The organism is Sphingomonas citricola (genome assembly GCF_019429535.1).
Lineage (GTDB): Bacteria > Pseudomonadota > Alphaproteobacteria > Sphingomonadales > Sphingomonadaceae > Sphingomonas > Sphingomonas citricola.
This window is the reverse complement of the sequence record NZ_JAHXZM010000003.1, coordinates 209631-230341: the sequence shown is the minus strand read 5'-3', so window position 1 is coordinate 230341 and position 20711 is coordinate 209631. Positions and strand designations below refer to the sequence as shown.

19 protein-coding genes are annotated in these 20711 nt (G+C 68.5%); 12 read left to right on the top strand and 7 right to left on the bottom strand.

Going from position 1 to position 20711, the window contains the following annotated elements; all coding sequences use genetic code 11:
• Positions 1–35 precede the first annotated feature (35 nt).
• From ntrC to dusB, 3 genes are read right to left on the bottom strand one after another with little or no spacing between them, the layout of a single operon-like run.
• Positions 36–1475 carry a nitrogen regulation protein NR(I) gene (gene ntrC / locus KZ810_RS08770; protein ID WP_219768696.1) on the bottom strand — a complete coding sequence of 480 codons (1440 nt, stop codon included), beginning with the start codon at positions 1473–1475 and terminating at the stop codon, positions 36–38.
• The gene (locus KZ810_RS08765) at positions 1475–2530 is read right to left on the bottom strand and encodes a two-component system sensor histidine kinase NtrB (RefSeq protein WP_219768694.1); all 1056 of its coding nucleotides are present in this window, start codon (positions 2528–2530) and stop codon (positions 1475–1477) included. The genes ntrC and KZ810_RS08765 overlap by 1 nt, the downstream gene beginning before the upstream one ends.
• The gene (gene dusB / locus KZ810_RS08760; protein ID WP_219768692.1) at positions 2530–3528 is read right to left on the bottom strand and encodes a tRNA dihydrouridine synthase DusB; all 999 of its coding nucleotides are present in this window, start codon (positions 3526–3528) and stop codon (positions 2530–2532) included. The genes KZ810_RS08765 and dusB overlap by 1 nt, the downstream gene beginning before the upstream one ends.
• Positions 3529–3616: 88 nt before the next feature.
• On the opposite strand from dusB, the gene KZ810_RS08755 reads away from it, so the two are divergent.
• Genes KZ810_RS08755 through KZ810_RS08745 form a run of 3 tightly spaced genes read left to right on the top strand, consistent with a single transcriptional unit; the run spans position 3617 to position 5798 of the window.
• Positions 3617–4741: a bifunctional 2-C-methyl-D-erythritol 4-phosphate cytidylyltransferase/2-C-methyl-D-erythritol 2,4-cyclodiphosphate synthase gene (locus KZ810_RS08755; protein WP_219768690.1), complete on the top strand. Its 1125-nt coding sequence runs from the start codon at positions 3617–3619 to the stop codon at positions 4739–4741.
• On the top strand, positions 4738–5265 hold the full coding sequence (locus KZ810_RS08750) for a hypothetical protein (protein WP_219768689.1): 528 nt from the start codon (positions 4738–4740) through the stop codon (positions 5263–5265). Before KZ810_RS08755 ends, KZ810_RS08750 begins: the two co-directional genes overlap by 4 nt.
• On the top strand, positions 5262–5798 hold the full coding sequence (locus KZ810_RS08745) for a CinA family protein (protein WP_219768687.1): 537 nt from the start codon (positions 5262–5264) through the stop codon (positions 5796–5798). Before KZ810_RS08750 ends, KZ810_RS08745 begins: the two co-directional genes overlap by 4 nt.
• Here the strand turns inward: KZ810_RS08745 and KZ810_RS08740 are convergent.
• Both KZ810_RS08740 and lipA read right to left on the bottom strand, forming a co-directional pair.
• A complete protein-coding gene (locus KZ810_RS08740) occupies positions 5738–6220 on the bottom strand; it encodes a type II toxin-antitoxin system RatA family toxin (RefSeq protein ID WP_219768685.1) in 483 nt (160 codons plus the stop codon). The two genes, KZ810_RS08745 and KZ810_RS08740, sit on opposite strands and share 61 nt — an antisense overlap.
• Positions 6220–7152 (bottom strand): lipoyl synthase, encoded by a 933-nt coding sequence (lipA, locus tag KZ810_RS08735; RefSeq protein ID WP_219768684.1) that lies wholly within the window; start codon positions 7150–7152, stop codon positions 6220–6222. Before lipA ends, KZ810_RS08740 begins: the two co-directional genes overlap by 1 nt.
• A gap of 51 nt (positions 7153–7203) precedes the next feature.
• Here lipA and KZ810_RS08730 point away from each other — a divergent pair, with 51 nt between their 5' ends.
• Positions 7204–7839, top strand: a complete 636-nt coding sequence (locus KZ810_RS08730; RefSeq protein ID WP_219768682.1) for a carbonic anhydrase — start codon at positions 7204–7206, stop codon at positions 7837–7839.
• Between the two features lie 24 nt (positions 7840–7863).
• On the opposite strand, the gene KZ810_RS08725 is transcribed toward KZ810_RS08730, so the two are convergent.
• Both KZ810_RS08725 and aspS read right to left on the bottom strand, forming a co-directional pair.
• Complete coding sequence (locus KZ810_RS08725) at positions 7864–9276, bottom strand: APC family permease (RefSeq protein ID WP_219768680.1); 1413 nt, start codon at positions 9274–9276, stop codon at positions 7864–7866.
• Positions 9277–9381: 105 nt separating this feature from the next.
• Positions 9382–11208, bottom strand: a complete 1827-nt coding sequence (gene aspS, locus KZ810_RS08720) for an aspartate--tRNA ligase (RefSeq protein WP_219768678.1) — start codon at positions 11206–11208, stop codon at positions 9382–9384.
• 146 nt (positions 11209–11354) lie between these two features.
• Here aspS and rnd point away from each other — a divergent pair, with 146 nt between their 5' ends.
• The 8 genes from rnd (at position 11355) to KZ810_RS08680 (ending at position 20706) form a co-directional block, all read left to right on the top strand.
• Positions 11355–12527 carry a ribonuclease D gene (gene rnd, locus KZ810_RS08715; RefSeq protein ID WP_219768677.1) on the top strand — a complete coding sequence of 391 codons (1173 nt, stop codon included), beginning with the start codon at positions 11355–11357 and terminating at the stop codon, positions 12525–12527.
• The gene (locus tag KZ810_RS08710) at positions 12524–12808 is read left to right on the top strand and encodes an I78 family peptidase inhibitor (RefSeq protein WP_219768675.1); all 285 of its coding nucleotides are present in this window, start codon (positions 12524–12526) and stop codon (positions 12806–12808) included. The genes rnd and KZ810_RS08710 overlap by 4 nt, the downstream gene beginning before the upstream one ends.
• Before the next feature lie 101 nt (positions 12809–12909).
• Positions 12910–13968 (top strand): metallophosphoesterase, encoded by a 1059-nt coding sequence (locus tag KZ810_RS08705; protein ID WP_258044665.1) that lies wholly within the window; start codon positions 12910–12912, stop codon positions 13966–13968.
• Between the two features lie 38 nt (positions 13969–14006).
• Positions 14007–15077, top strand: coding sequence for a single-stranded-DNA-specific exonuclease RecJ family protein (locus KZ810_RS08700; protein ID WP_219768674.1), 1071 nt, complete (start codon positions 14007–14009; stop codon positions 15075–15077).
• 87 nt (positions 15078–15164) lie between these two features.
• Complete coding sequence (locus KZ810_RS08695; RefSeq protein ID WP_219768672.1) at positions 15165–15692, top strand: 2Fe-2S iron-sulfur cluster-binding protein; 528 nt, start codon at positions 15165–15167, stop codon at positions 15690–15692.
• Positions 15689–16672, top strand: coding sequence for an FAD binding domain-containing protein (locus KZ810_RS08690; RefSeq protein WP_219768670.1), 984 nt, complete (start codon positions 15689–15691; stop codon positions 16670–16672). Before KZ810_RS08695 ends, KZ810_RS08690 begins: the two co-directional genes overlap by 4 nt.
• Positions 16669–18996, top strand: a complete 2328-nt coding sequence (locus KZ810_RS08685; RefSeq protein WP_219768669.1) for a xanthine dehydrogenase family protein molybdopterin-binding subunit — start codon at positions 16669–16671, stop codon at positions 18994–18996. Before KZ810_RS08690 ends, KZ810_RS08685 begins: the two co-directional genes overlap by 4 nt.
• Before the next feature lie 60 nt (positions 18997–19056).
• Positions 19057–20706, top strand: coding sequence for a GGDEF and EAL domain-containing protein (locus tag KZ810_RS08680; protein WP_219768667.1), 1650 nt, complete (start codon positions 19057–19059; stop codon positions 20704–20706).
• Positions 20707–20711: the final 5 nt, after the last annotated feature.

The window sequence follows — 20711 nt, the reverse complement described above, 5'->3', positions numbered from 1 at the left end:
GTTGCATGGAAAACACATATTTCGGTGAACGGAGGCTAAACCGCCGCCGAACCGGTGGGATTGGGATCGATCCCCAGCACGTCGAGCCGCTTGCGCAGCGTATTGCGATTGAGCCCGATCGCACGCGCCGCGCGCAATTGATTGCCGCCGTGCCGACGCAGCATCGCCTCGATCATCGGGCGTTCGACTGCGGCGACCAGTCGCTCGTGCAGCGTCCCGTCTTCGAGCGCGCGCGGTTCGACGCGCGACAGGTGATCGATCATCGCCGCGACCGCGTCGTCGAGACTGGGGCGGGCATCGCCATCGGCGCGGTGCTCTGTATGACCCGATGGTGACCGGATCTCTGCCGCGGTGATGCGATCGTCGCGCGACAGCGCGGCGAGGCGGCGCATCAGATTCTCGAGCTCGCGGACATTGCCGGGCCAGTCGTGCGCCTCGAGCGCGGCGACCGCGCTGTCGTCGAGCGTCTTGCGCGGCAGACCCGTCTCCGCCGCGCGATCGAGGAAATGCCGCGCCAGCTCGGCGATGTCACCGCGACGTTCGCGGAGCGCAGGCAACGATACCGGCACCACGTTCAGCCGGTAGAACAGATCCTCGCGGAACTGACCATCGGCGACCGCACCCTGCAAATCGCGGTTCGTCGCCGCGACGATGCGGACGTTGGCGCGGATCGCGCGCGTGCCGCCGACGGTGGTATATTCGCCCGATTGCAGCACGCGCAGCAGCCGGGTCTGCGCGTCGCGCGGCATGTCGCCGATTTCGTCGAGGAACAGCGTGCCCCCGGCGGCCTGTTCGAAGCGGCCCGCGGTACGCTGCGCCGCCCCGGTGAAGGCACCGCGCTCGTGCCCGAACAATTCGGCCTCGATCAGTTCGCGCGGAATCGCGGCCATGTTGATCGCGAGAAAAGGCGCGTGGCGCCGCCCGCCGAGGTCGTGGATCGCGCGCGCGACCAATTCCTTGCCGGTGCCCGATTCGCCCGAGATGAGCACCGTCAGGTCGTTCGACACCACGCGCGCAATCACGCGGTAGACCTCCTGCATCGCGGGCGACCGCCCGATCAGCGGTAGCGACGCATCCGCGTCCTCGCTCGGCGCCGGCGCGGTCCCACGACGGCGCGCGAGCGCTGCGGCGACGGTGCGGATCAGCCTGTCGAGGTCGAACGGCTTGGGCAGGTAATCATAGGCGCCCGCCTCGTTCGCGCGCACCGCGGTGGTCAGCGTGTTGCGCGCTGACAATACGACGATCGGCAGGTCGGGGTGTTCGGCGGCGATGCGCGTCGCGTGCTCAATCCCGTCGCCGTCGGGCAGGACGACGTCGGTGACGAGCGCGTCGGGGACCTTGGCGCGCAATTCGCGGTCGAGCTCCGCCAGGCACGTCGCGGTGCGGACATTGTGCCTGGCGCGGCGCAACGCCTGCGCGACGACCAGGCGTACGGCGTCGTCGTCGTCGAGCAGCAGGATATCGGCCGCCGCCATCAATGCGCCCGCGGCAAGAGAATGCGGAACACGGTCGTCGCCGGATGCCCCTCCCGCGCATATTGAACGAGCCCGCCCATGTCGCGGATCAGCTTGTCGACCAACGCGAGCCCCAGCCCCTTGCCCTCTGGCCGACTCGAGACGAAAGGGTCGAACAAATGCTCGGCGATGTCGTCGGGTGCGCCCGGCCCGGTGTCGATGACGCAGATCTCGATCGGCAGCGCGACGCGACCGCCGCCTTCGCGCGCAGCGACCGTGATGCCGTGGCGGTACGCGGTCGCGAGCGTGATGCGACGCTCATTGCTGCCGTCCAGCGCCGCGGCGGCATTTTTCAGCAGATTGAGCATCACCTGGAGCAAGGCGTCGTGATTGCCAAGCGCGAGCGGCAGCGACGGGTCGTAGCGTTCCTCGACCGTGATCCCGCGCGCGAAGCCGGCGAGCGCCACGTCGCGCGAATGTGCGAGCAGCGGGTAGATGTTGATCGCCGACACCGCGCACGGGCGCGTGTCGGTGAAATCCTCCATCCGGTCGATCAGCGCGGCGATGCGATCGACCTCCTTGATGACCAGACCGCAGAGCTCGCCCGCCGCCGCGCCGTCGGCGATCAGTTGCGCGGCGCCGCGGATACTCGACAGCGGGTTCTTGATCTCGTGCGCGAGCATCGCGGCGGCCCCGACCGCGGAGCGTGCCGCGGCGCGGTCGATGCCCTGCCCCAACCGCCGCGACGGCGCGACGTTGTGGAGCGTCAGCAAGCGCCAGCCGGGACGATCGGGCATCTCGGCCTCGACCAGATCGACGCGCAGGGAAAGCCCACGCGCCGTCGTCACGGCGGTGTCGAAGATCGCGGCCGCGTGGTCAGACCGCCGCGCCGCGCCGCTCGCGCCCGTCAGCACCTCGTCCAGCCGCCGCCCCAGCAAGGCGCGCTGCGACATGTTGAGCAGCGTCTCGGCCTCGGCGTTGACGCGCGCGATCCGGTCGTCGGGGCCGATCGCGAGGGTCGCGACCGGCAGCGCCGCGATCAGATCGGCGTCGCTCGGGTCGCGTGCGGCGAGCATCACGCCGCGGCGCGGGTCAGGTACGGGGCGTAGAATTCGCGCAACATCGCCTTCACGCGGTTCGCGTCGGGTTCCTGGTTCACCTTGTTGCGGAACACGGCCGAACCGTCGATCCCCTTGGTGTACCAACCGATGTGCTTGCGCGCCATGTTGACCCCGGTGACGGTGCCGTAATGTTCGAGCATCGCCTCGTAATGCTCGGCAATGACGTGATATTGTTCGTCGAGCGACGGATCGGCGACGCGGCGGCCCTCGGCGAACCAGGTCATCAGCTGACCGAGCAGCCACGGGCGGCCATAGGCGCCGCGCCCCACCATGATACCGTCCGCACCCGACTGTTCCAGCGCCGCCTCGGCATCCTCGATTCCGCAGATGTCGCCGTTGGCGATCACCGGGATCGACACCGCGTCTTTCACCCGCCGGATGAAGCGCCAGTCGGCTGAGCCCTTGTACATCTGGTTGCGCGTGCGGCCGTGGACGGTGACCATGCGGATGCCGAGATCCTCGGCGATCCGCGCGAGCTCGGGCGCATTCAGGCTGTCGTGGCACCAGCCCATTCGCATCTTGAGCGTGACGGGCACGTCGACCGCCTTCACCACGCCTTCGATGATCGCGCGCGCGAGGACGAGGTCGCGCATCAGCGCCGAGCCAGCATCGCCGTTGGTCACCTTGCGAACCGGGCAGCCCATGTTGATGTCGATGATCGCCGCGCCCTTGTCGCGCGCGAGCTTCGCGGCCTCGCCCATTTCATACGGCGCGCAGCCGACGAGCTGCATCGACACCGGCTCCTCCGAGAGGTGCCACATCGCCTTTTGCAGGGACTGGCGCGTCTCCCGGATCGCCGCCTGGCTCGCGATCATCTCGGTCACGTTAAGGCCGGATCCGTAGCGGCGCACGAGCGTGCGAAACGGCTGATCGGTCACCCCGGTCATCGGGGCGAGCACGACGGGCTGGTCGATCCGCACCGGACCGATCTGGATGGGGGTCAGTTTCTGCATGATGCCTGTTATTTAGGCAATAAACCCTCGTGCCCGGAGTATCAAGGCGGGTGGCAACGCGGGCGCGATGCGACTAGGCGCGCGGGCGATGCAGATTACCGCGATCATCGTCGCCGCCGGCGCCGGTACCCGCTCCGGCCAGACCGGGCCGAAACAGTTCGCCCCGCTCGCCGGGCGTGCGATGCTGGCGTGGAGCTATCACGCGCTAGCCGCGCATCCGCGTATCGACGAGGTGCTGGTCGTGATCGGCGCGGGTCAGCAGGTGTTGCTGCAAGAGGCGTTGCCGCAAGCACGCTACGTGATCGGCGGCGCGGCGCGCCACGAATCGGTCGCCGCTGGCCTCGCCGTATGCGAGCGCGCCGACGCGGTGCTGGTTCATGACGCCGCGCGCCCCTTCGTGCCCGCCACCGTCGTCGACCGCCTGATCGACGCGCTCGACCACCACGACGGCGCAGTGCCCGTGCTGCCCGTCGCGGATACATTGGTCCACACCGACGGCACGCTGGTCGCGCGCGAGCCATTGCGGCGCGTCCAGACCCCGCAGGCGTTCCACCGCGCTGCGTTGCAGCGCGCCCATTCCCAATGGTCGGGCGATGCCCCGACCGACGACGCGCAGATGGTGCGCGCGCTTGGCGGCAGCGTCGCGTTGGTGCAGGGCGACCAAATGCTCGAGAAAGTCACCTATCCCGCCGATTTCGCCGCGGCCGAGGCGCGCATCGGTTACGAAACCCGCTCGGCGAGCGGTTTCGACGTTCATCGGCTCGAAGACGGCGAGGAATTGTGGCTCGGCGGCGTGCTGATCCCGCACCACCAGGGCCTGTCGGGACACAGCGACGCCGACGTCGCGCTCCACGCGATCACCGACGCGGTGCTCGGCACGATCGCGGCGGGCGACATCGGCACGCATTTTCGGCCGAGCGACCCCAAGTGGAAGGGCGCCGAATCGGGGCAGTTCCTCGCCCACGCGCGCGAATTGGTCGAGGCGCGCGGCGGCCGCGTCACCTTCGTCGACCTGACGATCATGTGCGAGGCGCCCAAGATCGGCCCGCATCGTGCCGCGATGCAGGCGCGGATCGGCGCCTTGCTCGACCTGCCCGTCGACCGCGTCAGCGTGAAGGCGACCACGACCGAGCGACTGGGCTTCACCGGGCGCGGCGAAGGCATTGCGGCGCAGGCGGTGGCGACGATCCAATTGCCGGGTGCGCTCGCGTGAAACGGCTGGTCGCGCTCGCGGTGGCCGTGTCGATCGGCGCATCGCCCGCGGCGGCGCAAACCCCGTGCCTGAACCAAGCCGAGGCCGAGTCGATCGCGCTGGTCACGATGCCCGCGATCATTCGCGACGCCGGTCGCGTCTGTGCGGCATTGCCCGCCTCCAGCCTGCTGCGGCGGACGTCGGGGCCGTTCATCGCCAAATATGATGCAGAGGCCGATCGTGCTTGGCCCGCGGCGAGACAGGCGATCGCGAAACTGAGCGACCCGTCGGTGGAATTGCTGCTGATGAGCGATTATGCGCGCCCGATGCTGACCAGCCTGTTCGCGCCGCAGATCACCGGGCGACTCCAAGCGCGCGATTGCCCGACGCTCGACCGCCTCGTCACGCTCCTGGAGCCGCTGCCTGCGCGCAACACCGCCGGGATCGTCGTCGCGACGCTTCAGTATATCAAGGCAGAGCACGCGCGCGGCGCGATGCGCGACGCGCCCGATCTGCCGATCTGCGCGGCAAAGGCCGCACAATGAGCATCGGTGTCAGCGACAGCGTGCTGCCCGAGGAACTGCTCGCCGCCGCGCGCCGCGTAGTGGCGGAGAATATCGCGGCCAAGCGCCGCGTCGCGGTGGCAGAGAGTTGCACCGGCGGGCTCGTCTGCGCCGCGCTGACCGAGGTCGCGGGGTCGTCCGCGGTGCTCGAGGCGGGCTTCGTCACCTACGCCAACGAGGCGAAGATCGCGATGCTGGGCGTCAGCCGCGACGTGCTCGATACGTTCGGCGCGGTGTCGATCGCGACTGCGTGGAGCATGGCGCAGGGCGCGCTCGCCAAATCAGGCGCGGACGTCGCGGTCGCGATCACCGGTGTCGCCGGGCCGGGTGGCGGCAGCGAGAAGAAGCCCGTCGGCACCGTCGTCTTCGCGCGCGCGGAACGCCACGGCGACCCCGCCGACATCATCGCCGATCGCAAGAATTTCGGCGATATCGGCCGCGGCGGTGTGCGACTTCAGGCCGCGCTGTGCGCGCTCGAACTGCTGTTGCCGGGGCCCGCGGTCGAGGCGGAATAGAGCACGGCCGCGCGCGTCTCGAACGCGCCGATCATGCGGCGGAGCGCGACCGAGAAGACTTGCCCCGCCAGCATCTCGAACATCCGGTTCTTGAACGCGAAATCGACCGAGAAGTCGACCAGGCAACCACCGTTGCCGTCATCGCGGAAACGCCAGTCGTTGTAGAGGTATTTGAGCGGCCCATCGACGTATTCGACGTGGATCGTCTCGGGTCGCTGTTTTTTCACCTTCGAGGTGAACGTTTCGCGCAGGCCCTTGAACCCGACGATCATGTCGGCGACCGTTTCGGTGTCGCTGTCCTGCCGCACGCGCATCGCCGACACCCAGGGCAGGAATTCGGGATAGCGGCGCACGTCCGCCACCATGTCGAACATCTGCCCGGGGCTGTACGGCAGCGCGCGCGTTTCCGAATGCTTGGGCATCAGGCGCGGGCCAGTTTCGCCTCGCGCGCGGCGCGCAGCTTCGCGAAATCGTCGCCCGCGTGATAGCTCGACCGCGTCAGCGGCGACGAGGCGACGAGCAGGAAACCCTTCGCGCGCGCGATCGCGGCATAGGCGTCGAACGCCTTGGGCGTGACGAAATCGGCGACCTTGGCGTGCTTGGGGGTGGGTTGCAGATACTGGCCCATCGTCAGGAAATCGATGTCGGCCGACCGCATGTCGTCCATCACCTGATGGACCTCGAGCCGCTCCTCGCCCAGCCCCATCATGACGCCCGATTTGGTGAAGATCGACGGGTCGTGCCGCTTCACGCTCTCCAGCAGCCGCAGCGAGGCGTAGTAGCGCGCGCCGGGGCGGATCGTCGGGTAAAGCCGAGGTACGGTTTCCAGATTGTGATTATACACGTCTGGCCGCGCCTCGACGATTGACTCGACCGCGGCCTGCGCCTTGTTGCGGAAGTCGGGTGTCAGGATCTCGATCGTCGTCGACGGCGTGTTGCGGCGGAGAGCCTGGATCACCTTCACGAACTGCGACGCGCCGCCATCGGGCAGGTCGTCGCGATCGACCGAGGTGATGACGATATGCTGCAACCCCATTTCGGCCGCCGCCACCGCGACATGCTCAGGCTCGAGCGGGTCGACCGCGCGCGGCATGCCGGTCTTGACGTTGCAGAAGGCGCACGCGCGCGTGCACGTGTCGCCCAGGATCATCACGGTCGCGTGCTTCTTGGTCCAGCATTCGCCGATGTTCGGGCACGCCGCCTCCTCGCACACGGTGGCGAGGTTCAGGCGGCGCATCAATTGCTTGGTTTCGGCGAAACCGGTCGAGGTCGGTGCCTTGACGCGGATCCAGTCGGGCTTGCGTGCACGCACCGGAGCCGGGGCGGGAGCCAGAAGCGAGTTCGTGTCGTTCATGCGGCGCGAGATAGCGTCGTCTGACCCCTTAAACAACGTAGGAGCTTTAGAATGCCGAGGGATGTTGCCGGTCTGATCGAGGGTTACCACCGCTTCCGCAGCGAGGATTGGGAAAAGGAGAAGGCCGAGTGGGAAACCCTGTCCAAGGGGCAGAAGCCGCGCGTGCTGATCATCGCCTGTTCAGACAGCCGCGTCGATCCGACGCAGATCTTTGACGCCAAGCCCGGCGAGCTGTTCGTGATCCGCAACGTCGCCAATCTCGTTCCGCCGTTCGAGACGGGCGGCGGCTATCACGGCGTGTCGGCCGCGCTCGAATTCGCGGTGACGCAGCTCAAGGTCGGTGAGATCCTGATCATGGGTCACGCCTCGTGCGGTGGTTGCGCGGCTGCGCTGTCGCAGGGGTTCAAGGACGCCGAAAAGGGCGCGGGCGGCTTCGTCGCCGACTGGATCAGCCTGCTCGACGACGCGCGTGAGAAGGTCGTTGCCGAGAAGGGCACCGGCCCCGAGGCGCAGACCGCGATCGAGTGGGAGGGTATCCGCTCGTCGATCAAGAACCTGCGCACCTTCCCCTTCGTGAAGGAGCGCGAGGACGCGGGCGAGCTCAAGCTGCGCGGCGCGTGGTTCGGCATCGCGCACGGCGAACTGCGCGTGATGCAGGACGGCGAAGGCGCGTTCGAGCCCGCGTAAGCTTACCCGGTGCCGGCCGCCCGTTCAGGCGGTCGGCACCACCGCCTGCCAACGCCGCCGCCGGAGCACCAGCAGGTAATAACCCGCGGCGATGACGATCTGGATGATCGTCGCGACGATCGCGGGTCGCCCCTCATCCACGTCCTGCCACGTCGCCACCGTGATCATCGCGAGCGCGACGAGCGTCACGATCGGGGCCAGCGGGTAGAGCGGCATCCGGTAACGCGCGTGCGCCGACGCGCCCGAGCGCCGTCCGATCATCGCCGCGACCGCGATCCCTGCGTAGATGACGATCAGCCCCGCCCCGCTCCACACCTCGAGCAGCCGTAGCGGCAGGAAGCACAGCAGCATGCCCACGCCGCCGACGATCAGCGTGCCGAGGTGCGGGGATCCCCAGCGCGGGTGGATCGCGGTCATCCACCGGTCGAACGGTCGTCCCCACGATCCGTCGCGCGCGGTGCCGTAGAAGAAGCGCGCGCAGGCGAGCACCCAGGCGATGATCGCGTTGACGATCGCGACCGTGACGCCCAGTGCCATCGCCTGCCCCGCGCGCTCCCCCGCCATCGCGGTGACGAGTTCGCCGAACGGATTGGACGAGGCGAGGATCGCGCGCAGGTCGACCGCGCCCATCAGCGCCGCGGCGAGCGGCAGCCCCTCGAGCGCGAGCGTGAAGACAAGCGCGAGCATGATCGACCGCGCGATCCGCTGCGGCGCCTCGTGCATCTCCTCGCCGAAATACACCGCCGCGCCGTAGCCGTTGAACGCGAAGATCGCGATCGATGCAGCGACCCCAATCGAGGTCAGCGACGCGGGTGCCAGCCCCCGCCCCGCCAGCATCACGGGGTTGGTCAGGAAATCGAGCGGGTTGCGCTGGACGTCGACGAGACCAAGCGCGGTAACGACGAGCAGTGCCACCACCTCGACCGCTAGGAAAAGCCCGGTGACAAGCGCGTTGACGCGGATGTTGAGCAGGCCGATCAGCGTACACGCGCCGACCACCACAATGGCGGTCGGCACCTGCGGCAGCATCGGCACGACGCCGACCAGCACCTCGCGGATGCCGAGCCCCGCGACCGGCAGGAAGATCAGGTTGTTGAAGACATTGATGCCGAGCATGACGAACCCGGCGAGCGGGCCGAGCGTATGCGCCACCATGACATACTCGCCCCCCGCGACCGGCCAGGCCGACGACAGCTCGGCGTAGATATACGCGGTCGCGACGCAGACCAGCGCTGCGATCAGCGTCGCCCACACCGCGCCAGTGCCCGCGACCTGCAACATGCCAGGCACGATCACGAACAGCGACGAGGCGGGCGTCGTGACCGACAGCGTCAGGAACAGGACGCCCGCGACGCCGAGGCTGCGCGCGAGCGGCGTCGGCGACGCGTCGCGCGCACGCGGCAGCGGTGCCGCCGTCACGGTGTCTGGTTGTGGCATCGTCCCCCGTTTATCGCCGCTAAGGCTTAGCAGGGCGGGCTTCTTGCATGGTTAACGAGGGGGTGCCAGCCCCTCGCTCGGCAAGTTATTCCAAGTGTGGCGCGGTCAGCCCGCGCGCTTGCTGACCGCGGCGTCGACGTCCGCCTTCGGGCCGTCGGCGGTCACGCGGATGTTGAGTTCGCGCAACTGCTTCGGCGTCGCGTAGTTCGGCGCGCCCATCATCAGGTCTTCCGCCTTCTGCGTCATCGGGAAGACAATGACCTCGCGGATGTTGGGCTCGTCCGCCAGCAGCATGACGATGCGGTCGATGCCGGGGGCCGACCCGCCGTGCGGCGGCGCGCCGTACTTGAACGCGTTGATCATGCCCGCGAAATTCGTGTCGACGTCGGCCTGCGTATAGCCCGCGATCTCGAACGCCTTGTACATGATCTCGGGCTTGTGGTTGCGGATCGCGCCCGACGACAGCTCCACGCCGTTGCAGACGATGTCGTACTGGTAGGCGAGGATGTCGAGCGGGTCCTTGTTCTCCAGCGCGTCCATTTCGCCCTGCGGCATCGAGAACGGGTTGTGGCTGAAATCGACCTTCATGTTGTCCTCGTCATATTCGAACATCGGGAAATCGACGATCCAGCAGAACTCGAAACGGTTCTGGTCGATCAGACCCAGCTGGTCGGCGACGCGAGTGCGCGCGAGCCCGGCGAGCTTGGCTGCCTGCGCTTCCTTGCCGGCAGCGAAGAACAGCCCGTCGTTCGGCCCGAGGCCGAGCGCGTCGGCCATCGCCGACATCTTGTCCTCGCCGTGGTTCTTGGCGATCGGCCCGCCCCATTCGCCGTTCTTGCGCGTGGCGTAACCAAGCCCCGCGAAGCCCTCGCCCTGCGCCCAGGCGTTCATGTCGTCGAAGAACTTGCGGCTCTTCTCGTGCGTGCCCGGCGCCGGGATCGCGCGGACCACGTCGCCGGCCTCCACGATCGACGCGAATCGACCGAAGCCCGAGCCGACGAACTGGTCGCTCACGTCCGAGATGATCAGCGGGTTGCGCAGGTCGGGCTTGTCGTTGCCGTATTTCAGCATCGATTCGCGGTAGGGAATGCGCTTAAACGGCAGCGCCGAGACGGTGCGGCCCTTGTTCTGCCAGTTCGCAAACTCCTCGAACACGCCGTGGAGCACGGGCTCGATCGCCTGGAACACGTCCTCCTGCGTGACGTAGCTCATCTCGAAATCGAGCTGGTAGAATTCGCCCGGGCTGCGGTCGGCGCGCGCGTCCTCGTCGCGGAAGCACGGCGCGATCTGGAAATAACGGTCGAACCCGGCGACCATCAGCAGCTGCTTGAACATCTGCGGTGCCTGCGGCAGCGCGTAGAACTTGCCCGGATGAACGCGGCTGGGGACGAGATAGTCGCGCGCGCCCTCGGGCGACGACGCCGTCAGGATCGGCGTCTGGAACTCGGTGAAGCCCTGGTCGACCATGCGGCGGCGGATCGAGGCGATGACGCTCGATCGCAGCATGATGTTGGCGTGCAGCTTCTCGCGGCGCAAATCGAGGAAACGGTTCCGCAACCGGATCTCTTCGGGATATTCGGCGTCACCGAACACCGGCATCGGCAGTTCGGCGGCGTGGCTCTGCACGGTCGCGGCGCGCGCGTAGACCTCGATCTCGCCGGTCGCGAGATTGGGGTTCACGGTCGCCTCCGACCGGCGCTTCACGTTGCCGTCGATCGTGACCACCGACTCGACGCGCAATCCGTCGAGCAGCGTCAGCACCGGGCTGTCGGTGTCGACGACGATCTGCGTGATGCCGTAATGGTCGCGCAGGTCGACGAACAGCACGCCGCCGTGGTCGCGCTTGCGATGCACCCAGCCCGACAGGCGAACGGTGTCGCCGTCGTTCTCGGCGGTCAGTTGGGCGCAGGTGTGCGAGCGATAGGCGTGCATGGGCGGGTCTCTTGATCGTCACCCCGGCGAAACCGGGATCGTTGGCGGCCGGAGGGTGCGTGCTGCACCCGTCCGAGAACCCGCGCGCCCTCCCCTTCCATCCACGCTTTGTCAAGCTGGCGCAGCCCGGCTATGACCCCCGCCCTATGCACGTTCACCCCCTGATTACCGACAGCGCGACGCTCGCCAACCTGTGCGCCCGCCTCGCCGATGCGCCCTTCGTGACGGTCGACACCGAGTTCATGCGCGAGAGCACCTATTATCCCGAGCTCTGCCTGATCCAGATCGCCGACACCGAGGAGGCGGCCGCGATCGACCCCAAGGCGCCGGGGCTCGACATGACGCCGCTCCTCGAACTGCTGACCGAGAACGAGGACGTGCTCAAAGTCTTCCACGCCGGCGGGCAGGATATCGAGATCATCTACAACCTGACCGGGCGCACCCCGCACCCGCTGTTCGACACGCAGGTCGCGGCGATGGCGCTGGGTCAGGGCGAGCAGATCGGTTACTCGAACCTGGTCGACAGCTGGCTCGGCATTCAGGTCGACAAGGGCGCGCGCTTCACCGACTGGTCCAGGCGGCCGCTCGACGACCGGCAGGTCGATTACGCGATCGGCGACGTGACGCACCTGTCGCGCATCTTCCCCAAGATGCTCGAGCAGTTGAAGAAGACCGGGCGCGGCGCGTGGCTCGATCAGGAGATGGAGCGGCTGGCCGATCCCGCCAATTACGCCAACGACCCCGACATGGCGTGGAAGCGCGTGCGCGTGTCGAGCCGCAAGGCCGATGTGCTCGGCCGGTTGAAGGCGATCGCGCGGTGGCGCGAGCTGGAGGCGCAGGGCAAGGACCTGCCGCGCGGCCGCATCGTCAAGGACGAGACGCTGGGCGACCTCGCCGGTCATCCGCCGCGGCGTCAGGCCGATCTCGCCAAGGTCCGCGGATTGTCGCAGACCTGGGCGTCGAACGACATCGGCGCGCGGTTGATGGCGGCGATCGAGCATGCGCGGCCGCTGTCGGCCGACGAGATGCCCGCGCGCGACGATCGCAAGCCCGGGCTCGGCAAGGACGGCGCGCTGGTCGCCGACCTGCTTAAACTGCTGCTGAAAATCCGCGCGCGTGACATCGACGTCGCGCCGCGCCTGCTCGCGCGGTCGGACGATCTGGAGGCGCTCGCCGCGGGCGTCCGCAGCAACCTGTCGATCCTGGAGGGCTGGCGCTTCGATCAGTTCGGTCGCGACGCGCTCGATCTCGTCGAGGGGCGGATGGCGTTCGCGGTCATGGGTGGCCGGCTGAAAATGACGCGCGCGGAGGCGGAATGACACGCGCGGGCTTGCTCATCGCCGCGGCGGTGCTGGGCGGTTGCGCGCAGCGGAACGTCACGGCCGCCATTCCCGCAACGGGCGAATGCAAGGCCGATGCGGCGCAGCGGTTCGTCGGTCAGCCGGGGGATGCCGTCCAGGCCGAAGCACTCGGGCTGACCGGCGCGCGCGTCGTGCGCCGTTTCGCGACGGGTGACATGCTGACGATGGATTACCGCGCCGATCGCCTCAACATCGAAACCGACGCGAGTGGCCGCGTCGTCAGGCTGACCTGCGGCTGACCCTCACCGACCGGTGAACGCGGCGCCGTCGACGCGCGAGGAGTGACGCCATCTTTCACCTGTTCTTCTCGCTCCCCAGCCTCCTCGTCATCGCGCGGTGGTTGCTGCCGCTCTCGATCCCCGGCGGGGTCAAGCTCGCCGGGGCGGTCGTCCTGCTCACGCTGTCGCAATTCCATCTATGGAGCCGTTTCTCGTCGGGTTCGGTGTTCGCGCCGGAATTCCTGCGCGCCGTGGTGCTCGTCTTCAACTGGGCGTTCGGCGCGATCCTGCTGCTCGCGGTGTTCCAGCTGGTGCTCGACGCGGCTGGGCTGCTCCGGTGGCTCGTCGGGCGCGGCGGAATGCCCGATGCGGCGCGTTATGCGGCGGGCGCGCTCGCGGGCGTCCTCGCGGTCGTCGGCGTGGCGAATGCGGCGCGTGTGCCGCCGGTCAGGGACGTGACGGTCGCGATCCCCGGATTGCCGCCCGCGTTCGAGGGCTATCGACTGCTGCAATTGACCGACCTCCACCTCAGCCGGCTGTTCACCGCACGCTGGGCACACGCGGTCGTCGCGCGTGCCAACGCCGCGGGCGCGGACGCGATCGTGGTCACGGGCGACTTCATCGACGGCTCGGTCGCGATGCGACGCGCGGACGTGGCACCGCTCGCGGATCTGCGCGCGCCGGACGGCGTCTGGGCGGTGCCGGGCAACCACGAATATTTCTTCGATTACGCCGATTGGATGCGCCACCTGAGCGGGCTCGGTATCGGCATGCTGCCCAACGCGCACGTCGCACTGCGGCGGGGCGACGCGGAGCTGGTGATCGCAGGCGTGACCGACGCCTCGGCACGCGGCGCGGGACAGGCCGGCCCCGACCTTGCCGCCGCACTCGCCGGCGCCCCAACGGGCGCGCTGATCGTGTTGCTCGACCATCAGCCGCGCAACGCGCGCGCGGCCGCGGCCAGTGGCGTGGCGCTGCAACTGTCGGGGCACACCCACGGCGGGATGATCGCAGGGATGGCGAAGCTGCTCGAGCCCGCCAATGCGGGTTTCGTGTCGGGCGCCTACCGCGTCGGCGACATGACGCTGTACGTCAGCAACGGCACCGGGCTGTGGCCGGGTTTCGCGCTGCGGCTCGGGCGACCATCGGAGATGACGCGCTTCACGCTTCACCGCGCGTAACCCGGTGAACCCGCGCCGCACCGATCGGTTCTAGCGCGATGATCGGTTCGCTCACCCACGACGACCCCCGCGCCGACGCACGCGCGGGCATGGCGCGCTTTCTCGGCGACGTGCCCGACGGCCGGATCGTCGTCGCCGGCCATTTCGACGCCGATGGCCTTTCGGCGGTCGCGATCCTGGTGCGTGCGCTGCGCGCGGGCGGGCGCGAGGTGGTCCCCGCGATCGTCGGCAAGGGCGAGACGCCGTGGGAGCCCGCCTTCGCCGAGCGGCTGCGCGCGCTCGATCCCGCCGGGCTGATCGTCGCCGATCTCGGCACGCGCGGCGACGCCGTGCTCGCCGGCGTGCCGACGCTGACGGTCGACCATCACCGCCCGACCGGCACGCCGCCGGATGGCGTGACGCTGAGCGGACACGCGCTCGATCCCGAACCTACCAGCGCGCTGATCGCCTGGTGGGCGGCCGCTGCACTCGGTGATCAGGGCGATCTGCAATGGCTCGCAGCACTCGGGCTGATCGGCGACATGGCGGACGGGGGCGCCTTCCCCGAACTCGCCGAGGCGCAGAAACGCTGGGGAAAGACCGCGCTGCGCGACGCCACCTCGCTCGTAAACGCGCCCAGGCGGACGGGCAGCGCCGACGCGACGCCCGCGCTGCGCCTGCTGCTCGCGGCCGATGGCCCGAAAGTCATCACCAAAGGCGACAGCGACGACGCGCGCGCGCTCGTCGCCGCCAAGGTCGAGGTACGCGAGGCGGTCGAAGCCGCGCGCCGCGTGCCGCCGCGCGTGATCGGCGACGTCGCGCTGATCCTCTTCTCCTCGCCCTGCCAAATTCATTCGCTGATCGCGCAGCAGTGGCGCGGGCGGTTGAAGGACAAGGTCGTGATCGCCGCCAATAGCGGCTACCGGTCCGGCTGGGTGCATTTCGCTGCGCGGTCCGCGAGCGGGCGCGACCTGCTCGCCTTTCTCGCCGCACACCGCCCCGAGGATGCCGACGGACGCTATGGCAACGGCCACGCGCAGGCGACCGGCGGCGCGCTGCCGATCGCTGCGTGGAACGGCTTTATCACCGAGCTGGGCTTCCCGGATGCGGTGCTGCCGCCCGCGGAGTAATCCCAAACTACGACCTTCCGATCGGTCAGCCTGATTGCCGCGATCCGACCCGCGGGTTACTATACGTTGCATCATCGGAGAAGCGTCATGCCGATCACCGTCAATGGATCGCCCGTCCCCCTGCCCAGCGATCCGCGCGTGTCGCTGCTCGACCTGCTGCGCGAGGAATTGCACCTCACCGGCACCAAGAAAGGCTGTAATCAGGGCGCGTGCGGCGCGTGTACCGTGCTCGTCGATGGCGAGCGGATCATCTCGTGCCTGGCGCTCGCGGTGCAGTACGACGGTCGCGCGATCACCACGATCGAGGGGCTGGCGGACGCCGACGCGCTCCATCCGCTCCAGGCCGCTTTCATCGAGCATGACGGGTTCCAATGCGGTTACTGCACGCCGGGGCAGATCTGTTCCGCGGTGGCGATGGCGGACGAGATCGCGCGCGGACTGCCGAGCCACGTCACCGGCGCGCTCGACGCCGGTACGATCGCGCTGACCCGCGACGAGGTGCGCGAGCGGATGAGCGGCAATCTGTGCCGCTGCGGCGCGCATAACGGCATCGTCGACGCGATCCTCGAGGTCTACGGCACGAGCGAAGCCAAGGTGCTGGAGGCAGCGGAATGACCCCGTTCAGCTTCAATCGCGCCACCGATCAGAGTGAAGCGCTCCAGCTCGCCGAGCGCGGTGGGCGCTACCTCGGCGGCGGGACGAACCTGGTCGATCTAATGCGCGAGACGGTCGAGCACCCCGCGGCACTGGTCGACGTCACCGGACTGTCGCGCGACATCGCCGAGACGCCGGACGGCGGGGTGATGATCGGCGCGGGCGTCACCAACAGCGCGCTCGCCGCGCACCCGACGATCCGTGCGCGCTACCCGGTGCTCGCGCGCGCGATCCTCGCAGGTGCGAGCGCGCAGATCCGCAACATGGCGACAGTCGGCGGCAATCTGCTCCAGCGGACGCGCTGCACCTATTTTTACGATGTCGAGGGCTCGCGCTGCAACAAGCGGCGGCCAGGTGAGGGTTGCGACGCGCGGGGCGGGTTCAACCGCATCCACGCGATCTTGGGCGCGTCGGACGCCTGCGTCGCGACGCACCCTAGCGACATGTGCGTCGCGCTCGCCGCGCTCGACGCGGTGGTGCATCTGTCCTCCGCAAGCGGCACGCGTACCCTCCCGCTGACCGAGCTGCACCGCCTGCCCGGCGACCAGCCGCAGATCGACACGGTGCTGCATCCCGGCGAGCTGATCACCGCGGTCGAACTGCCCGCCGCGTCGATCGCCGCGCACTCGACCTATCGCAAGGTCCGCGACCGCGCGAGCTACGCCTTCGCGCTCGTCTCGGTCGCCGCCGCGATCGCGGTCGAGGACGGCCGTGTCAGCGACGTGCGGCTCGCGCTCGGCGGCGTCGCGCACAAGCCGTGGCGCGCATCGCGCGCGGAGGAGATGCTGCGCGGCAAGGCCGCGTCACTCGACGCGTTCCGCGCCGCCGCCGAAGCCGAGCTCGCCGACGCGGTGCCGCTCAACGACAACGGGTTCAAGATCGAACTCGCGAAACGGACGATGACGGCCGTGCTGGCCGAGCTGGCGGGAGTGGACGCATGAAGGTCGTCGAGGACGCCAAGCAGGCGGTACAGGGCGCGGCATCGGCCGTGATGGCGAAGGCGGTGCAGATGGCACCCGACAGCTGGATGCCGGGTGGCAAGCCCGATCCGCTGATCCGCGCGCAGCACGGCCATGTCGGCCGCCCGGTCTCGCGCGTCGACGGCCCCGTTAAGGTTCGCGGCGCCGCGCCCTATGCGGCTGAGTTCCCGCTAGACGGGATGCTCTACGCCAGCCTCGTCTTCAGCACGATTGCCAAGGGTAAGATCAGCGCGCTGGACACCACCGCTGCCGAGGCTGCGCCGGGCGTCGCCCTCGTCATGAGCTACCGCAACGCGCCGCGCATGAAGCCGATGCCGCTGTTCATGACGTCGGAGAAGGCGTGCGGCGGCAACGACCTGCCCGTGATGCAGGACGCGAAGGTGTACTGGAACGGCGAACCCGTCGCGCTCGTGCTCGCCGAGACGCAGGAGCAGGCCGACCACGCCGCCGCGCTGGTCCACGTCGCCTACGACGAAGAGCATTCGGTCACCGCACTCGCCGAGGCGAAGGCGAAGGGCGTCGAACCCGGCCAGTTCATGGGCCAACCGCTCAAGTTCGAGAACGGCAGCGCGGAGGAAGCGCTGGCGCACGCGGCACACAAGGTCGATCAATATTACACCACGCCGCGGCACAGCCATAACGCGATCGAGCTTCACGCGGTCACCGTCGCGTGGGACGGCGATCATCTTCGCGTCCACGACGCGTCGCAGATGGTGGCGCACACCGCCTGGTCGCTCGGCCATGTGTTCGGTATCGACGAGGACCAAGTCCACGTCACCTCGCCCTTCGTCGGCGGCGGTTTCGGCGGCAAAGGGCTGTGGCAGCATCAGGTGCTCGCCGCCGCCGCATCGAAGCTGGCCGGGCGTCCGGTCCGGCTGATGCTGTCGCGCGAGGGGGTCTATCGCATCGTCGGCGGGCGCACCATCACCGAGCAGCGCGTGGCGCTCGGCGCCGATGCCGACGGGCGCTTCGACGCGCTGATCCACACCGGCACGACTGCGATGAGCCACCACAATGTGCTGCCCGAGCCGTTCATCCTGCCCGCGCGCAGCGCCTATGCGACGAAGACGATGAAGCTCGACGTCGAGGTCGCCTATCTCGACATGGTCGCCAATACCTTCATGCGCGCGCCGGGCGAGGCAGTCGGCACCTTTGCCTTGGAAAGCGCAATCGACGAACTCGCGCTCGACATGGGGCTCGACCCGATCGAGCTGCGCCTGCGCAACGAGCCCGACAAGGATCCGACGACCGGCGCACCCTTCTCCTCGCGCGAGGTCGAGAAGGCGTTCCGCGACGGGGCAGAACGCTTCGGCTGGTCCAAGCGTCAGGCGCCCGGCACAAGGCGCGAAGGCGAGTGGTTGATCGGCACTGGCGTCGCGACCGCGACCTACCCTTATTACCGCATGCCCGGCGGCGCGGCGCGGATCACGCTGCGGGCGGACGGTGCGACGATCGACATCGCGGCGCACGACATGGGGATGGGCACCGCCACCGCGCAGACGCAGGTCGCCGCGGACCGCCTTGGCCTCACGATGGAGCAGGTCGCGTTCAACTACGGCGACAGCACGCTGCCCGGCACCGTCATGGCGGGCGGATCGCAGCAGACCGCGGCAATCGGCGCATCGGTGATGGCGGCGCACCGCACTCTCGTGACGGAATTGCTCAAGCTCGCGGGCAACGACTCGCCGCTCGCCGGGCTGGACGCAGACGCGGTGACCGGCGTGAACGGCGGGCTCGCCAAGATCGACGATTCCAGCGCACACGAGAGCTACGCCTCGATCCTGTCGCGCGCGCAGCGTGACGAATTGATGGTCGAGGCCGAGCCGCCCTCGCCGCTCGAGACGATGCATTGGTCGATGCATTCGCACGGCGCGATGTTCTGCGAAGTGCGTGTCAACGCGGTGACGGGCGAGCTGCGCGTGTCGCGCTTCCTCGGCTCGTTCGACTGCGGCCGCATCCTCAACCCGAAGACCGCGGCGAGCCAGTTCCGCGGCGGGATCATCATGGGGCTCGGCCTCGCGCTGATGGAGGAAACGCAATACGACGAGCGCAAGGGGCGGATCATGAACCCCAGCCTCGCCGAATATCATGTGCCGGTGCACATGGACGTGCCCGAGATCGAGGTGATGTGGACCGACGTGCCCGATCCGCACGCCCCGATGGGCGCGCGCGGCGTCGGCGAGATCGGGATCACCGGGGTCGCTGCCGCGGTCGCGAACGCGGTGTTCAATGCGACCGGCAAACGCGTGCGCGACCTGCCGATCACGCTCGACAAGCTGCTGTAGGAACGCGTGGCCGCGCGAAACGAAGAAAGTTGTTAACCGACGCAAGGATATGGATCGGCAATGACCTTGCCGATCCAACCCGCGGGCTCGATCGAGCCGGGACACACGATCACGCCGGGGCACATCCTCGACCTGCTCCCCGGGCTCGTCGCCTATTTCGGTCCCGACCTACGTTACCGTTACGCCAATCAAACCTATGCGCGCTGGCGCGGTATTCCGCCCGAACAGATCGTCGGCCGCTACGTCCGCGAGATCGTCGGGGAGCGTAACTATCCGCTGATCGCCGAACAGCTCGACAAGGCGCTGGCCGGCGAGGAAGTGACCTACGAATATCACATCTTTGACCACGATCATCGACGGCGCGTCCAGGGCACTTATATCCCCGATCGCGCTGCCGACGGACACGTGGCGGGCGTGATCGTCCTCGTCACGCAGATCAGCCAGCGCGACGACCTGCAGCTCGAGATCGCGCGAAGTGAGGCGATGTTCGCGGAAGCGTTCGAGAATGCGCCCGTCGGCAAGGTGATCGTCGATACCGAGGGACGGATCGTCCGCGCCAATCCCCGCTTCGCGGCGATGCTCGAACGTCCCGTTCCCGACCTCGTCGCGATGAGCATCGTCGAACTGACCCACCCGGACGATATCGAGGTCGACTTGCGGCAACTGCGTGAGACGTTGCTCGGTCGCATCAACGGATATTCGATGGAAAAGCGCTACGTCCGGGCGGACGGATCGGTCGTGCACGCCAAGCTCGAGGTATCGGCGGTCCGCGACGACCAGGGCAATGTGACGCACTTCTTCGCGCATGTCGAAGACATCACGCAGCAGCGCGAGGCAGAGCGTCGGCTGGTCGAGATGAACGCGCGGCTGTCACTGATCACCGAGGCGGTGCGCGGCGGCTCGTGGCACATGGACGTCGCGAGCGGCAGCTTCCAGACCTCCGAACAGCTCGCGCAGTTTGTGGCCGGTCCGGGAGCCGGCCCCTACGATTTGCAGCAGTTCAGCGAACACATCCTGCCCGAGGATCGCGCCAACGCCGATCTGCGCGAATTGATCGAGGGGAAGCGCGATCGTTCGTCGGTTGAATACCGCTTGCAGACGCATAGCGGCGTTCACTGGATGCGCTGCGACCGGCGGCTGCTGCGCGACGCGCATGGCAATCCCGAGCAACTGGTCGGGGTGACGATCGACCTGACCGAGGAGCACGAGCGTCGCATTCGCGCGGAAATGGACGCGCTGACCGATCCGTTGACCGGGCTGCTCAACCGCCGTGGGCTCGATCACCGGCTCGATGCGCTGCCCGCCGATCTCGCTTGCGGGGTCATGCTGGTCGATCTCGACGGGTTCAAGCAGGTCAACGACACGCTCGGCCACGACGCGGGCGACGCAATCCTCGTCGAGGCGGCGCAGCGCCTGCGCGGAGCGGTCCGTCACGGCGACCTCGTCGCGCGCGTGGGTGGCGACGAATTCGCGGTCGTCCTGGTCGGGGCCGACCTCCCCGGTCTCGAGGCGCTCGCAGAGCGAACCGTGTCGGCGTTGCAGGGCGGGTTCTCGGCCGCGGGCGGCTCGGGGCTCCGAGTCGGCGCGAGCCTCGGGGCGACATGGTCCGCTTCGCCGCTGGTGACCGAGCGTGCGGTCATGGCGCGCGCCGACCGTGCGCTGTATCAGGCGAAGGCCGCGGGCCGGGGCACCTGGCGTCTGGCGGCCTGACCGCG

Coding starts and splice junctions, on each gene's coding strand:
- ntrC (WP_219768696.1), bottom strand. CDS start 1,475: ATGGCGGCGGCCGATATCCTGCTGCTCGACGACGACGACGCCGTACGC.
- KZ810_RS08765 (WP_219768694.1), bottom strand. CDS start 2,530: ATGCTCGCCGCACGCGACCCGAGCGACGCCGATCTGATCGCGGCGCTG.
- dusB (WP_219768692.1), bottom strand. CDS start 3,528: ATGCAGAAACTGACCCCCATCCAGATCGGTCCGGTGCGGATCGACCAG.
- KZ810_RS08755 (WP_219768690.1), top strand. CDS start 3,617: ATGCAGATTACCGCGATCATCGTCGCCGCCGGCGCCGGTACCCGCTCC.
- KZ810_RS08745 (WP_219768687.1), top strand. CDS start 5,262: ATGAGCATCGGTGTCAGCGACAGCGTGCTGCCCGAGGAACTGCTCGCC.
- KZ810_RS08740 (WP_219768685.1), bottom strand. CDS start 6,220: ATGCCCAAGCATTCGGAAACGCGCGCGCTGCCGTACAGCCCCGGGCAG.
- lipA (WP_219768684.1), bottom strand. CDS start 7,152: ATGAACGACACGAACTCGCTTCTGGCTCCCGCCCCGGCTCCGGTGCGT.
- KZ810_RS08730 (WP_219768682.1), top strand. CDS start 7,204: ATGCCGAGGGATGTTGCCGGTCTGATCGAGGGTTACCACCGCTTCCGC.
- KZ810_RS08725 (WP_219768680.1), bottom strand. CDS start 9,276: ATGCCACAACCAGACACCGTGACGGCGGCACCGCTGCCGCGTGCGCGC.
- aspS (WP_219768678.1), bottom strand. CDS start 11,208: ATGCACGCCTATCGCTCGCACACCTGCGCCCAACTGACCGCCGAGAAC.
- rnd (WP_219768677.1), top strand. CDS start 11,355: ATGCACGTTCACCCCCTGATTACCGACAGCGCGACGCTCGCCAACCTG.
- KZ810_RS08710 (WP_219768675.1), top strand. CDS start 12,524: ATGACACGCGCGGGCTTGCTCATCGCCGCGGCGGTGCTGGGCGGTTGC.
- KZ810_RS08700 (WP_219768674.1), top strand. CDS start 14,007: ATGATCGGTTCGCTCACCCACGACGACCCCCGCGCCGACGCACGCGCG.
- KZ810_RS08695 (WP_219768672.1), top strand. CDS start 15,165: ATGCCGATCACCGTCAATGGATCGCCCGTCCCCCTGCCCAGCGATCCG.
- KZ810_RS08690 (WP_219768670.1), top strand. CDS start 15,689: ATGACCCCGTTCAGCTTCAATCGCGCCACCGATCAGAGTGAAGCGCTC.
- KZ810_RS08685 (WP_219768669.1), top strand. CDS start 16,669: ATGAAGGTCGTCGAGGACGCCAAGCAGGCGGTACAGGGCGCGGCATCG.
- KZ810_RS08680 (WP_219768667.1), top strand. CDS start 19,057: ATGACCTTGCCGATCCAACCCGCGGGCTCGATCGAGCCGGGACACACG.